The organism is Niastella koreensis GR20-10 (assembly GCF_000246855.1).
Lineage (GTDB): Bacteria > Bacteroidota > Bacteroidia > Chitinophagales > Chitinophagaceae > Niastella > Niastella koreensis.
This window is the reverse complement of sequence record NC_016609.1, coordinates 4,478,023-4,492,554: the sequence shown is the minus strand read 5'-3', so window position 1 is coordinate 4,492,554 and position 14,532 is coordinate 4,478,023. Positions and strand designations below refer to the sequence as shown.

Sequence of the window (14,532 nt, the reverse complement as noted above, 5' to 3'; positions counted from 1 at the left end):
ATTCTATTGTTATACCATATGAATGCGAAAAATAAAGAGGGTAGCCACAAAAACATCTGGTATGGAATTGGTCGCCAGCGCATAGAGATCCCGAAAATGGTGCTGAAGCAAAAGGTACAAACGAATGCCTTGTTGAATCAGTTGTACGTTTGCAGCCTGGGATATTATCCGAATGCACGTGGTCACTATACCTACCGCAAGAAGGGGTTACCGGAAAACTTTTTATTTTATTGTGTGGATGGCGCTGGTTGGTACCAGATAGGAGATAAGAAATCGGAGGTAGGGCCAAACCAGTTTTTTATTTTACCGCAGAATGTGGAGCATGCCTACGGCAGTGCAGAAGATAATCCCTGGAGCATTTACTGGATCCATTTCGGGGGCGAATCGTTATCACAAATGAATGCCCTGCAAGCCGTTCAAAAACATTTCAAACCATTTTATATCAAAAGCAGCAGCGAGATCATTAACATGTTCTCCCGCATGTACAAAGCGCTGGAGTTAGGGTATAGTACCGATAATCTCATTTTCGCCAACCTGAGTTTACCGCATTTCCTGAGCCTGTTTATTTATAACTCGAAGCATACGACCGTTAGTCCCAATGATAAACTGGATGTGGTCGATGCCGCCATTCTGTATATGCAGGAGCATATCAATGAAAATATTTCCCTGCAGGACCTGAGCAGTCATTATAATTATTCGGCGTCCCGGTTCTCCAGTTTGTTCAAGCAAAAGACCGGCTATGCACCCATCGATTATTTTATTCAAATGAAAATGCAAAAGGCCAGTCAGCAGCTCGACTTCAGCTCCAGCTCGGTAAAAGACATTGCCTTAAGCATGGGTTTTGATGATCCGTATTATTTCTCGAAGCGCTTTCGTAAGATTATTGGTTTATCTCCCAAACAATATCGTTCGCAGAAAAAAGATTAAGTTGACGAGTTAACCTGTTAACCCGTCAACTGTATTTGCGTTAGGTATTAAACGTTCTGCGTTTAGCGTTTTCCAAACTTATACCCAATACCAACATTGAATTCCCTCGGGTCTCCTAAATTGTAACTTAACGTACTGCCCGATTTGCTGGCAAAGGTTGAATAATACTTGTTAGTAGTGTTCATGGCATTTACCCACACTTCAAAAGCATGAATGGTGTAACCGGCCCGCAGGTTCAACAGATCATAACCTCCATATTTTTTTGTATTGGCATTGTCCATGTAGTAAGAACCGATGTGCTGCCATTCAGCGCCCATCCGTAACCCTTTTACAAAAACAGGTTTGTAAGTTACTTCGGCATTGGCAATAAACCGTGGACCACCGGCCAGCTGGTTGTTGTTGTATGGAATTCCTTTCTCCACATAATCACCAAAGGTATGTTTGCTGTTGGCCGCGCTGAACCGGACAGACAAGCCATTCACGGGGCGATAAGTAATGCCATATTCAATACCCGTATGTTTTGTTTTACCGGCGTTCTGGTTTTCGGTTGAACCGTCAGGATTTTTTACCGTGATGATCTCATTGGTGCCATTCAGCAGGTACCAGCTCCAGTCGGCATACAGTTTATTATTAAGCAGGGAAAACCAGCCGCCCACTTCATAGTTGTAAAATGTTTGTGAACCAAGAAAGGGCACTTTTACGCCTACATACAGATCACTGATCTGGGGCGGTACAAAACCCTCGCTGTAGTTGGCATATAAACCTACACCGCTATAATTATAGGTGGCGCCGAATTTGGGCGAAAAGCGTTTGAAACTGTTTTTGGTAGAAGGTGACCCGGTGTAAGCAGAAGGCGGCAACGCGTTTTGGAAATTGTAATGATAGAAATCGTACCGGAGGGCTGCGGTCACTTTCAATCCTTTTGCCAGTTCCGCTTCGTAATGTAAATAAGATGCCAGGTTGTTGATGCCTACAGAATACTTACTCAAAACAGAATCAGTGTTGGTATAGCTTACATAATACCCCCGGCTATCCCGTTGGATATTGATGAAGTTGGCAATATAGGTAGATGGGCTGTTGTCAACTGTTACCCCCGCAATCAATTTACTGTTCAGGAAATTGAACGACTGCTGGTGTTGGGCCACCACCATGTAGGTGTTAAAGGAACTGTTGTTGATTTCGCCATAAGCCATTGTTGGATCGACCGCATTCTTTACCCGGTACGATGGATTTTGTTGTACCGAGTTATCCCGGTATACAAACGATACCTGTGTAGTACTGTTGGCATTCCACTGATGAAACAGTTGTGATTTGTAGCGAAGCGCAGGCACTTTGCGATAGGTGAATGTTTGCGGCGTACTGTAATCTTTATTGGCAAAATGTGTGCTGTCGAGCGCGCCCAGCATATCACTGTAATAATTTACATACGTGATATCATTCACCCATTTTGTTTTATCGCTGATGGCATAATCACCGCGAACGGTAATGCCGGTTTTATGAAAATCGCTGTGGTCCACGGGGCCATTGTGCCGGTCGGCATAATAACCACTTACTATTAAACCAAATTTGCCAAATGTATTGCCCACCTGTACATCCGTTCTTTTATAACCGGTATTGGTGAGCTGTGCACTTACCTGCCCGGTAAATACCGCAGGAGGCGCCTGCGTGATTACGTTCACTGCGCCGCCAATGGCTTCTGCCCCATACAGGGAAGAGGCCGGGCCTTTGATGATCTCGATCTGCCTGGCGGCGGGCAGGTTCATTTCCAGTAATGCATTGTGATTATACACACCGGTGGTGCGAATAGGAATGCCGTCTTCCAGGTATAAGAACAAACTCTTGGTAGTCATCGGTTGGCGAATGCTCATTTCATGTTGTTCATTGCCAAGGTTCACCATGTTTACGCCGCTTACTTTATTCACCAGCTGATCTATGCGGGTGGCCTTGGTGTCTTCCATTGTTTGTTTGCTGATGGTGGCAATGGCTACCGGCGCTTCGCTGCGTTTTTGCGCCGTTCTGCTGGCGCTGATCACAATTTCCTGTAAGCTGTTATTGTTGCTTTGTAAGTTTACCAGTAAGGTACTTTGTGTGCGTGCCTGTATCGTTGCAGGCTGGTATCCCAATGAAGAAATAATGAGGTCGTTCGCGGTATCTGTCATTGACAGGGTGAATTCTCCATTCGTATTGGTAATAGTTCCCTTGTTGCTGTGTTTGATCTGTACGGAAGCCCGGGCTATTGGTTCGTGTGTAATAGCATCCATTACTTTGCCGGTGCAGTTTGTTTGTGCATTGGATTTGAGCCCGGCTAGTACGATCAGTAAAGCAGTTGCCCATTTTATAAAGCGTTTCATGATCATAGCGTATTGCACATGCAGTGGCCAATTCAGGCAATACAATGCCTGAACCTGCTTTCGCATGTTAAGGTTGAAGTGGAATAGATCGTTGGAACAGGTTTATTACATTACATACTGTAAATAACATGCCTTCAGGGACATACTTACAGCAGGTAAGAATAAATAATAATTAGAATGATTAAAATGTGTGTGGCAGCGATTACACTTGTGGAGGATGGAAAACAGCGTCTATTACCTTTTGTGAGATGGGATCGGTATACCGCGATACATGTATCAGTTTTTCTTTGATTACCAGGTAGTGAGTCTCCATCTTCTTTTCACTGTACAGCACTACCTCGAACTTCAGGCTGGAACCACCGTTCAGCGGGGTGTCCTGCGATTTTTCATCTTTGTTCAGCTGTTTGGTCAGGTAACATTTACCATGACAGCAACTTCTGGGTTTATCGCGGTTCACACACAGGGTGGCCGCAATAGCCTTTTGATTGACCCTGAAATTCAGGACGATAAGGCTCTTGCTGAAGGTTTGCCCCAGCATGCCTATCAAAAACACTATCGTCCACCATTTGTTCAAGTCGTCAAATTTCAGGCAAAGATATTAGGTTAACGGATAAACTGCATGAAAATTATCAGTTTAGCGATTGATATATGTCATGTTGTGAAAGCAGGCAGACGGCAGAAATGAAAGGCCGCAGGCAGTAGGTAGTAGTGAAAGGCAAAGGGCAAAAGGAAACAGCCAAAAGGAGAAAGCCCGAAGCTGAAAGTAAATACACCTCCGGTTTTAGCTTTAGCCTTTAACCTTTTGGCTTTAACCAGTTTCCTTCACTTCAACATTCAATATTGGACATTCAATATTCAATATTTTGTCCTCGCCTTTATCAACCTTCTTCTTCGTCAACCGGTCAACTCGCTCCAGCTTAAACGAAGGCTTTTTACAAAAAAATTGCTATTTCAAAAAAAACTCTACCTTTACCCAGCTTTAGGGGTGTCCATACATCGGACTGAGATAATACCCTTTGAACCTGATGCAGTTGATACTGCCGAAGGGAAAAGTGAAAGTCTTCTTTTATTTTCATTTCTTTCATTTCTCTTTTGCTGCATGTTCATTCCCTGAAGTGATAAAAAACGTAGGTATGAACATTCTTATCAATCAACAATCCAGGGATATTCCTGACCAATGTTCGTTGGAGCATTTGCTTACTCAGGTATTAGGCATACCGGTAGCCGGTTTGGCGGTAGCGGTTCATGAAACCGTTATTCCCAGTACCGATTGGTCCGCATACATCTTACAGCCAGCTGATAAAGTAATGTTGATCCGCGCCACGCAAGGAGGGTAATATAAGAATGACCCCTGGCCGGGACGGCTTGCGGCCTGAAGCTTATAGCCTGCCACTGTATTCACCATTGACCATTCATTAAAAATATAAGGATAATGAAAAAAGAAGCTATTCCAAATCAACAAAAGATCACTACAAATCCCTTCACCGCCTCGAAAAAGATATATGTAAACGGGCAGCTGCATAAAGATGTAGCAGTTGCCATGCGTGAGATCTCCCTCACCGATACACAACTGCATGGTAAAAAAGGCGCTACTGAAAAGAATTCGTCGGTTACGGTGTACGATACCAGCGGCCCTTATACCGATCCCAATGTGATCATCGATGTAAAGAAAGGGTTGTTGCCTTTACGTGAAAAATGGATCGTCGATCGCCAGGATACCGAGCAATTACAACAGGTATCTTCTTCGTATGGTCTTGAGCGATTGAACAATGAAAAGCTGGATGCATTCCGCTTTGAACACCTTCGGAAGCCAAGGCGCGCCAAAAGCGGCTATAACGTCAGCCAGCTGCATTATGCCCGCAAAGGCATCATCACGCCGGAGATGGAATACATCGCCATTCGCGAGAACCAGCGGTTCGACCAGTTAAAAGAACAACTGAATAGCACTTATGCGATGCTGGCCCAGCAACATGCGGGTCACAGCTTTGGCGCCAATACACCCAAAAGTTATATCACGCCGGAGTTTGTACGGGCCGAAATAGCGGCCGGTCGCGCTATTATTCCCAATAATATCAATCACCCTGAAAGTGAGCCCATGATCATCGGGCGTAATTTCCTGGTGAAGATCAATGCCAATATTGGTAACTCGGCTGTAACCAGCAGCATTGAAGAAGAAGTGGAAAAAGCAGTATGGGCCTGTCGCTGGGGCGCCGATACCATCATGGATTTATCAACGGGGAAAAATATTCATGAAACCCGGGAGTGGATCATTCGTAACTCGCCTGTGCCTATTGGTACCGTGCCTATTTACCAGGCCTTGGAAAAAGTAAACGGGAAGGCCGAAGAACTGACCTGGGAACTGTTCCGCGATACCCTGATAGAGCAGGCCGAGCAGGGCGTGGATTATTTCACCATTCATGCAGGTGTGCTGTTGCGTTATATTCCATTAACTGCTAAACGGGTTACCGGTATTGTGTCACGCGGTGGCAGCATTATGGCCAAATGGTGTCTGGCGCATCACAAAGAAAGTTTCCTGTATACGCATTTTGAAGAGATCTGCGAGATCATGAAAGCATACGATGTGGCATTCTCCCTGGGCGATGGATTGCGCCCCGGTAGTTTGGCCGATGCCAATGACGCCGCACAGTTTGCGGAACTGGAAACGTTGGGCGAACTTACCGATATTGCCTGGAAACACGATGTGCAAACCATGATAGAAGGACCGGGTCACGTGCCCATGCACCTGATCAAGGAGAATATGGAAAAACAATTGAAACATTGTAAGGAAGCGCCTTTTTATACCCTCGGACCATTGACCACTGATATTGCACCCGGCTACGATCACATCACTTCGGCCATTGGCGCCGCGATGATCGGCTGGTTTGGGACCGCCATGTTGTGTTATGTAACGCCCAAGGAACACCTGGGATTACCCAATAAAAAAGACGTGAAGGATGGCGTGATCACTTATAAGATCGCCGCCCATGCGGCCGATCTGGCGAAGGGACATCCCGGCGCGCAATACCGCGATAATGCATTGAGCAAGGCGCGTTTTGAATTCCGTTGGGAAGATCAGTTCAACCTCTCGCTCGATCCCGATACGGCGCGTGAATACCACGATGAAACGTTGCCGGCCGATGGCGCTAAAGTGGCGCATTTCTGCTCTATGTGCGGACCAAACTTCTGTTCTATGAAAATTACGCAGGATGTTCGCGAGTATGCAGCCGAAAACGGGTTGCAGGATGGAGATGCGATACAGAAGGGAATGGACGAGAAGAGTAAAGAGTTTGCGGAGAAAGGAAGTAGCATTTATTTATAGTTTAAAGTTTTAAGTTCAAAGTTTCAGGTTTCAGGTTCCAGGGCTCCATTTCGTGAACTTCTTGTAACCCCGCGAAGCGGGGCAGGTTCTGCAACCTGCAACCTGTAACCTGCAACAGCTTTTTAATATGTTTTCGATAGTTGTTATATCACATGCTGCTGCAGTGCCAAATGAAGCCGCCATCATTCAGCAATTATTTGCCGAAGGGTTGGAGGTGTTTCATTTGCGTAAGCCGGAAGGGGATGAACAGTCGGTAAGGCAATTGATAGAAGCCATTCCGGCCAAATATCATAATCGAATTGCCATGCATGGGTTCTTTCATTTGATGAATGAGTATAACATCCATCGCTTGCATTTCAGGGAAGAACACCGGCAGGAAACATCAAAAGAAGAAATGGTGCAACTGAAAAACAAAGGCTATACGTTAAGCACTTCGGTGCATGACCTGCCAACGTTACAAAGGTTGACATCCCTTTTTTCTTATGCTTTTTTTTCACCGGTCTTTGACAGCATTTCAAAACAACAATACAAGGGCTTTGCCGATGATGATTTTTATTTGAGGGAGGAGCAAAAGCCCATTTCAGTAATCGCGCTGGGTGGGGTGGATGCCGGGAATATTCAATCAACTATGGCTATGAACTTTGACGGGGTGGCGCTGTTGGGCGCCATCTGGAAGGAACCGGCAAATGCCGTTGAAAATTTTAAATTATGCAAACAGCACGTCCAAACGTATTGACCATAGCGGGGTTTGATCCCAGTGGCGGAGCAGGGGTGCTGGCCGATTGCAAAACCTTTGAACAACACGGAGTGTATGGCTTTGGGGTTTGCACGGCCTGGACGGTTCAAACCGATGACAGCTTTTATAATATACACTGGTTATCGGCAGAGCAGGTCATAGAGCAATTGCAACCGCTGATGAACAAGTTTGTGATTGCAGCCTGTAAGATCGGGATCATCGATTCGCTGGAAACCCTGCTGGATGTAATTGTTTTTTTAAAAGAAAGCAATCCCGCCATCCAGATTGTATGGGACCCGGTTTTAAAAGCCAGTGCCGGTTACGATTTTCATTCGGTGGAGAGTTTTGACAGCCTGGATGCGGTATTGGCCGGCGTATCGCTGGTTACACCCAATTATGATGAATTGCAGCAGCTGCAGTTCATGACCGGGGAGGCACTCATAAAAAACGACCGGGCAGTGTTTTGTCCGGTGTTGTTAAAAGGCGGCCACCGGCCCGATGCATTGGGAACCGATACCCTGTATGAACCGGCTGGTTATACGATAATTGAAGCCGGTGTTTCAGCAGTATTTCCCAAACATGGCTCGGGTTGTGTGCTGTCGGCAGCTATAACTGCGCAGCTGGCGCAGGGGCAGCCATTACAACAGGCATGTAAGTACGCGAAACAGTATATAGAATCATTTTTAAACAGCAGCCAGTCATTACTGGGATATCACGCATCATGTTAGAAAGGGTATATTTTATTTCACAACAAACTGCGGCAAAAACGCATGTAACGGCCATCGAAGAAGCGCTGGAAGCCGGTTGTAAGCTGGTTCAGTTACGCGTAAAGAACCAACCTGAAACCGTGGTGCTGGAATTGGCAAAGGTTGCAAAAACCTTGTGCGACCGGTTCAACGCCAAACTTATCATTAACGATTATCCGTTGGTAGCCAGGTCGGTAAACGCCTGGGGCGTACATGTGGGGTTGCAGGATATGGCTGTACGGGATGTCAGGGCCATCGTTGGCAGGGACATGATCGTTGGTGGTACCGCCAATACCTTTGAGCATATTCAACAGCGCATCCTGGAGGGTGTTGATTATGTAGGGTTAGGGCCATTCCGCTTTACCACTACCAAGGAAAAATTAAGTCCGGTATTGGGGCTGGAAGGCTATCAACGCATTATGGACCGAATGCGGGCTACAGCATACTATACACCCATTGTGGCCATTGGTGGCATTCTGCCCGATGACGTACCGGGGTTAAGAGATGCCGGCGTGTATGGAGTGGCTGTTTCGGGCGCATTAACGAATGCTGTTGATCAGAAAGCGCAGGTGGAGAAGATTAATGCTTTGTACTCATAGGGAAAAGGCTGAAAGGTGAAGGCCTAAAGCTAAAAGCAAAAAGCACACATTGAAGTGCTTTAGCCTTTAAGCTTTAACCTTTAGGCTGATTCATAATTCACGAAATAATCTTACATGTTAACTATAGCAAATAAAGTATTCAACTCCCGTTTATTTACCGGAACGGGAAAATTCAGTTCAACCGAAGCTATGGAAGAGGCGTTGCTGGCATCCGGTTCAGAACTGGTTACCGTAGCGTTGAAACGGGTTGATATGAACAATCCGCAGGATGATATTTTACGTCACCTGCAGCACAAACACATCAATCTACTACCCAATACCTCGGGTGTGCGTACCGCCAAAGAAGCCATCTTTGCCGCACAACTGGCGCGCGAAGCGTTGCAAACGAACTGGCTGAAACTGGAAATACATCCCGATCCCAAATACCTGATGCCCGACCCGGTTGAAACCTTACGGGCAACCGAAGAGCTGGTAAAGATGGGTTTTGTGGTGCTGCCCTATATTCATGCCGATCCGGTTTTGTGTAAACGCCTGGAAGAAGCCGGCGCGGCCGCAGTAATGCCGCTTGGTTCACCTATAGGCAGCAACAAAGGCCTGAGGACAATTGACTTTTTAGAAATTATTATAGAACAAAGCAATGTGCCGGTAGTAGTGGATGCGGGAATAGGTTCTCCTTCAGATGCGGCCAAAGCCCTGGAGATTGGCGCGGATGCGGTATTGGTGAACACGGCGATTGCTGTGGCCGGCCAGCCCGTGCAAATGGCCACTGCTTTTAAAATGGCTGTAGAAGCAGGGCGAATAGCTTACGAAGCCCGCTTAGCCAAACCATTGAACACCGCTATTGCAAGTAGTCCTTTAACGGCTTTTTTAGATGAACACCATGGATAGTTTTATCAATATTTTCGATCAATACAACTGGGACGAGGTTAAGCAGCGCATTTATAGTAAAACGCCTGCCGATGTGGAAGCTGCGCTGGGCCGGCAAAGCAGAACGCTGGATGACTTTATGGCCCTGATCTCACCGGCTGCAGCCGCTTACCTGGAGCCTATGGCCCGGTTGAGCCAACAGCTCACCCAGCAACGATTCGGGAAAACGATACAGATGTATGTACCCATGTACCTCAGCAATGAGTGCAATAATATTTGTACCTATTGCGGGTTCAGTTTGGATAACAAGGTGCGCCGCAGAACCTTGTCTGCTGCCGAAATCGTACAGGAGGCAACAGCCATCAGATCGATGGGGTATGAGCATGTGCTGCTGGTAACCGGTGAAGCCAATCATACGGTGCATGTACCGTATTTTAAAAACGCCATCAACCTGTTGAAGAAACAGTTTGCGCATATCTCTATGGAAGTTCAGCCGCTTGATGAAGCCGATTACAGGGAGTTGATCGCGGAAGGGTTGCACACGGTACTGGTGTACCAGGAAACCTATCACCGGGAAGATTACAAAAAGCATCACCCCAAAGGGAAGAAGTCAAATTTTCAATATCGCATTGAAACACCCGACCGCCTGGGCAGGGCAGGGGTGCATAAGATCGGTTTGGGCATCCTGATAGGTTTGGAAGACTGGCGCACCGATTCTTTTTTCACTGCCTTGCATTTGCAATACCTTGAACGTACGTACTGGCAAACAAAATACAGCATTTCTTTCCCCCGCTTACGGCCTTTTTCCGGCGGATTGGAACCAAAGGTTGAAATGGTTGATCGCGAACTGGTTCAATTGATCTGCGCCTGGCGCATCTTCAACCAGGAAGTGGAACTGTCATTATCTACCCGCGAATTACCCCGCTTCAGGGACCATGTAATTCAATTAGGCATCACCTCCATCAGTGCGGGATCAAAAACCAATCCGGGCGGTTATGCGGTAGAACCCGAATCGCTGGAGCAATTTGAAATAGCGGACGAGCGGAGTCCTGCCGAAATGGCCCGCGTTATTTCTTCTGTTGGTTACGAGCCGGTTTGGAAAGATTGGGATGTTGTGTTGACAGGTTTACAAGTTGACGCGTTAACGCGTTGACGTGTAAGGGGAAGCATTGGAGCATGATGTAGGAGGTTGATAGCGTTGACGAAGTTGATAGGGTTGATAAAGGTGAATGCAAAATATTGAATATTGAATATCCAATGTTGAATGTTGAAGTGAGGAAAGCGGGTTAAAGCCAAAAGGTTAAAGGCTAAAGCCAAATACCGGAAATGTCTTTGCTTTCATCTGCCAGCCGGCGGATTTCCGCTTTCGCCTGTATTTGCTAGAAGCTTGAGGCTTGCAGCTGTTCTCCGTTTGCCGTCTGCCCTTCTTCTGATTAGGATCATTTTCTTCACTAATCAATATCATACAACGAAACCAACCAGCAGGATAGCTTTGATGTATAAAATCAAGCACCATGAAAAAGATCCTGCTGGTACTCGATGCGGCTCACATCGATACCGAAATTATTCACTTTGCCTGCAATTTTGCCAGCCTTTCGCATTCCACATTAACCGGTTTGTTTTATGGTAATTATGAAGAAGAACAACCGGAAGTGAAGATGGAGTTCGGCGCCCCTTATATTGAGGAGCCGCCTGTTTACAGTATGGGCCCTAATATTACCTTACAACAACTGGAAGAGCACATGACGCAGTTTAAGAGTACCTGCGCAGTAAGAGGCGTGCGTTGCGACGTACATTTTGATAACACCAGTTATGGAAGTGAATCCATCATCACTGAAAGCCGGTTTGCCGATTTCCTGATTATAAAAGCTTCTGCAACGCGGGAGAGAAAATTGAAGGATACGCCTACGCCTTTTGTAAAAGACGTGCTGGCTGCTGCAGAATGCCCGGTACTGGTGGCGCCTGCAAGCCTGTCGGAAATAAAAGAGATCGTGTTCGCTTATGATGGCAGCCGCTCCGCTGTTTTCGCCATCAAGCAGTTTACTTATTTATTCCCTGAACTGTCCGATAAAAAGGCGGTCGTATTACAGGTAAATAAAGACGAGGATATGCCGGTTACCGAGCAGGAACACATGGGTAAATGGTTGCGTTTGCATTACAGCAGTATTGGTTTCCAGGTATTGCAGGGTAAGGCTAGTGAAGAATTATTCGCGTACCTGTACGACCGGCAACATGCCATTGTGGTAATGGGTTCGTATGGCCGCAATGGCTTGTCTGAGCTGATAAAACCGGCAACTGCAAGTCCACTGTTAAAGACGATCAATCTTCCCTTCTTTATCACCCATTGTTAAAGAAGCCTGTAAACGCATTATCTATCATGTTGTTATGAATGTGTGCGTAAGCTGTTTCCTGTTTGAACAACAACTGTTAAACCCGCTACGGGCGTGCGTTTTATTGCATTTATAATCGTAACTTAGAACATACAATACTTTATATGGCATTCCGATTTGAGTCAATGATAATTGAGATTCATGCCCCGCACTCGGAAGTAAATGAATCCATATTAAAACCCGTTAAGGAAAAAGTGCTGTCTTTTTCCCATCTTATTAAAGACGTAGTGAAAGCCGAAATTATTCTGCGTGAGGATGCTACTGCTTCACCACAGGAAAGTAAGGTGTGTGAGATAAGACTCACATTGTATGGCGATTGCCTGTTCGTACACCGTCGATCGGGCAGCTTTAACGAAAGCGCCTGCCTGGCAGTAGATGAGTTGGAAAGGGCCGTACTCCTGCAGGCTAAATTGCAGCATGGATTACCTGATCAAATAACGAGCACAGTTAAGGTATGAATACAGCTAAAAGCTGTAAGCCTAAAGCTGAAAGCAAATACACGGCTGCGCGGCAACTATAACTGAGAACAGTAAACTGTGAACTGAGACCAGTGAACTATTTCGGAAAACCAAGCATAGTAATAACTTCTTCGTCACTTATTTGCTCGAAATTTGAATAGAACTCACCCACTGAGCGAAAGTGGGAGGGGACCCATACACACACAAATTCATCACACTCCGCACTCAGTTTTTGTGCGGCCTGTTTGGAAGCAACAGGTACGGCAATCACCAGCTTTTTGGGGCTTTCATGTTTGATCATTTCAATAGTGCTGAGCAACGTGTGCCCGGTGGCAACGCCATCGTCAATTATAATGACCACCTTTCCATTTAATGGCGTTGGCTGTTTATTGCCCATGAACTTTTTATACATGGCCCTTAATTGCTCGCGGATGTGCAGGGTTTCCTGTTGGATATATTCATCCGTTGCAAATGCATTAGGCGATATAACCTGTCCTGTAAGGCTTACAGCGCCAATGGCAAACTCCTTATGCATGGGGTGGCCGATTTTTTTAGAAAGAATGAGCTCGAGGGGCAATTGTAATATTTTGGCAACTGGTAATGCAACCGGAACACCACCGCGGGGAACGGCCAGTGTAACGCCGTCAACATTTTTATAATGGTGTAAATGTTCGCTCAATGCCAGCCCGGCATCGATGCGGTCCTGGAAAATTGGCTGTGAATTCATGTATTAATTATGGAACAATCGTGCCACCGGTTTGGTTCCTGCTTTTATGATTTTGCATTAAGCGTTCTGCCTTAAGCGTTTTGCGTGGAATGGCTTTTGCAGTTCTCCCCTAAACGAATACTATGGCCAAAAAAACACCTGATAAACCAGCCGAGATACCTTCACCCGAAAAACCGGAAATAACGCCCGAGACCGTACCAAGCAGGCCAACGCCACCATTTGAAGAGCCGGAAATTGTGCCTGACGATGATCCGGGTGGAACCTCGCCCGGGGAAATCCCTGTTCCCGAACCTGCTGAAGAACCGGGCAAACAGGATGAACCGATAACCCCGAAGGGGTGAGGGGGATGGCAGACGACATTCGATTATTCGGCATTCAATATTCAACATTTTGTATAACAGCCTATCCCTCAAAAGAAAACGTAAGGAAATTCTTACCCAAAGCAATACTACAAAGGGTATTTACGTTTTATACAGCGGCTAAAGTACCAATACAGGAGCGATCCGGAAAATGATGCATAGGGTGTTGATACTGTGGCTGATATAACATATTGATTAATGTAAGTGTAAAGATAGGATGAATGACGGCTGGCAACACCAGTACGCATTTATCTTATTTTTGTAGTAAGACTATTAAAAAATATCCAATGAAAACCCTTTGTATCCGTTGTGTCCTATGGGTCTTTTCCATGTTGTTTATCCAACGTGCCGCACAGGCACAGGAGGCGCCTGCTCCTCAAACGTCTACACCGAGTGCATCATCTCTTTCATCGCCGGTGATTACGCTCGACAATGGAAAACAAAAAAAGCCAAAGGTTAAAAAGGTATGGAAGTTTGCAGTTGATATCGATGCCGGTTTCTCCAATCCCGGTGCAGATCTGAAAGAAGCTTTCAAGGGCGGTCTCGCTGCCTCTATCGGTTTTAAAACAGCGTTCCTGAAAAATAAATTATGGCTTCGGCCGGTAGGCGGCTTAAAGTATTACTGGAAGAATGCCGACCTGGGTGAAACCAAACGCGAAGCATTCCGCACGTATAAGGCAGGGCTTGAATTTCAGTACAACGCCTACACAAAAAATAATTACACATTTTTCCCCATATTAAGAGTGGACGAAAACTTTTCGTCGAACAACATTACGCCTAAGTCAGACGACAAAACAACTACCGCGCAGTTTAATACAAACGGTAAGGTGATGTCTGGCAGCAGTTATTCAATCGATGCTGGTATTATGGTGGTTCGTTCAGGCGATTTATATGTGAAACTGGATTACGAATATTATAAACCCGAATTGACAGTAAGTCCTGAGTTGATTCAGGAAATGCTGACGGCCGGTTTGTATATGCCAACTAAAAAAGTTTACAACTGTAGTTCAATAAACCTGAGCGTGGGTGTTAATCTGAATTTCAAAAAATAAC

Annotated in this window: 15 protein-coding genes and 1 riboswitch; of the genes, 12 read left to right on the top strand and 3 right to left on the bottom strand. The window is 45.9% G+C overall.

Going from position 1 to position 14,532, the window contains the following annotated elements; translation table 11 throughout:
• Positions 1-18: 18 nt before the first annotated feature.
• Entirely contained in the window at positions 19-927 is a 909-nt protein-coding gene (locus NIAKO_RS17625; protein ID WP_014219795.1) for an AraC family transcriptional regulator, read from the top strand.
• 62 nt (positions 928-989) lie between these two features.
• Here NIAKO_RS17625 and NIAKO_RS17620 read toward each other — a convergent pair whose 3' ends face one another.
• Both NIAKO_RS17620 and NIAKO_RS36905 read right to left on the bottom strand, forming a co-directional pair.
• On the bottom strand, positions 990-3,344 hold the full coding sequence (locus NIAKO_RS17620; RefSeq protein ID WP_014219794.1) for a TonB-dependent receptor: 2,355 nt from the start codon (positions 3,342-3,344) through the stop codon (positions 990-992).
• A 136-nt stretch (positions 3,345-3,480) separates the two neighbouring features.
• Complete coding sequence (locus tag NIAKO_RS36905) at positions 3,481-3,852, bottom strand: hypothetical protein (RefSeq protein WP_014219793.1); 372 nt, start codon at positions 3,850-3,852, stop codon at positions 3,481-3,483.
• A 397-nt stretch (positions 3,853-4,249) separates the two neighbouring features.
• A riboswitch (TPP riboswitch) is annotated at positions 4,250-4,344 on the top strand.
• Between the two features lie 67 nt (positions 4,345-4,411).
• Between NIAKO_RS36905 and thiS the strand changes: the two genes are divergently transcribed.
• From thiS to NIAKO_RS17565, 9 genes are all read left to right on the top strand, one after another.
• Positions 4,412-4,615, top strand: coding sequence for a sulfur carrier protein ThiS (thiS, locus tag NIAKO_RS17610; protein WP_014219792.1), 204 nt, complete (start codon positions 4,412-4,414; stop codon positions 4,613-4,615).
• A 95-nt stretch (positions 4,616-4,710) separates the two neighbouring features.
• On the top strand, positions 4,711-6,597 hold the full coding sequence (thiC, locus tag NIAKO_RS17605) for a phosphomethylpyrimidine synthase ThiC (protein WP_014219791.1): 1,887 nt from the start codon (positions 4,711-4,713) through the stop codon (positions 6,595-6,597).
• 127 nt (positions 6,598-6,724) lie between these two features.
• On the top strand, positions 6,725-7,333 hold the full coding sequence (locus NIAKO_RS17600; RefSeq protein ID WP_014219790.1) for a thiamine phosphate synthase: 609 nt from the start codon (positions 6,725-6,727) through the stop codon (positions 7,331-7,333).
• Complete coding sequence (locus NIAKO_RS17595; protein ID WP_014219789.1) at positions 7,306-8,061, top strand: hydroxymethylpyrimidine/phosphomethylpyrimidine kinase; 756 nt, start codon at positions 7,306-7,308, stop codon at positions 8,059-8,061. The genes NIAKO_RS17600 and NIAKO_RS17595 overlap by 28 nt, the downstream gene beginning before the upstream one ends.
• Entirely contained in the window at positions 8,055-8,678 is a 624-nt protein-coding gene (locus tag NIAKO_RS17590; protein ID WP_014219788.1) for a thiamine phosphate synthase, read from the top strand. Before NIAKO_RS17595 ends, NIAKO_RS17590 begins: the two co-directional genes overlap by 7 nt.
• 114 nt (positions 8,679-8,792) lie before the next feature.
• Entirely contained in the window at positions 8,793-9,566 is a 774-nt protein-coding gene (locus tag NIAKO_RS17585; protein WP_014219787.1) for a thiazole synthase, read from the top strand.
• The gene (thiH, locus tag NIAKO_RS17580) at positions 9,550-10,698 is read left to right on the top strand and encodes a 2-iminoacetate synthase ThiH (protein ID WP_014219786.1); all 1,149 of its coding nucleotides are present in this window, start codon (positions 9,550-9,552) and stop codon (positions 10,696-10,698) included. The genes NIAKO_RS17585 and thiH overlap by 17 nt, the downstream gene beginning before the upstream one ends.
• A 361-nt stretch (positions 10,699-11,059) precedes the next feature.
• Complete coding sequence (locus tag NIAKO_RS17570; protein WP_014219785.1) at positions 11,060-11,896, top strand: universal stress protein; 837 nt, start codon at positions 11,060-11,062, stop codon at positions 11,894-11,896.
• Between the two features lie 143 nt (positions 11,897-12,039).
• Entirely contained in the window at positions 12,040-12,393 is a 354-nt protein-coding gene (locus tag NIAKO_RS17565; RefSeq protein ID WP_014219784.1) for an HPF/RaiA family ribosome-associated protein, read from the top strand.
• 97 nt (positions 12,394-12,490) lie between these two features.
• Here the strand turns inward: NIAKO_RS17565 and NIAKO_RS17560 are convergent, their stop codons facing one another.
• Positions 12,491-13,120 (bottom strand): phosphoribosyltransferase, encoded by a 630-nt coding sequence (locus NIAKO_RS17560; RefSeq protein ID WP_014219783.1) that lies wholly within the window; start codon positions 13,118-13,120, stop codon positions 12,491-12,493.
• A gap of 122 nt (positions 13,121-13,242) precedes the next feature.
• Between NIAKO_RS17560 and NIAKO_RS17555 the strand changes: the two genes are divergently transcribed.
• Both NIAKO_RS17555 and NIAKO_RS17550 read left to right on the top strand, forming a co-directional pair.
• The gene (locus NIAKO_RS17555; RefSeq protein ID WP_014219782.1) at positions 13,243-13,461 is read left to right on the top strand and encodes a hypothetical protein; all 219 of its coding nucleotides are present in this window, start codon (positions 13,243-13,245) and stop codon (positions 13,459-13,461) included.
• Positions 13,462-13,766: 305 nt separating this feature from the next.
• Positions 13,767-14,531 carry a hypothetical protein gene (locus NIAKO_RS17550; protein ID WP_014219781.1) on the top strand — a complete coding sequence of 255 codons (765 nt, stop codon included), beginning with the start codon at positions 13,767-13,769 and terminating at the stop codon, positions 14,529-14,531.
• Position 14,532: the final 1 nt, after the last annotated feature.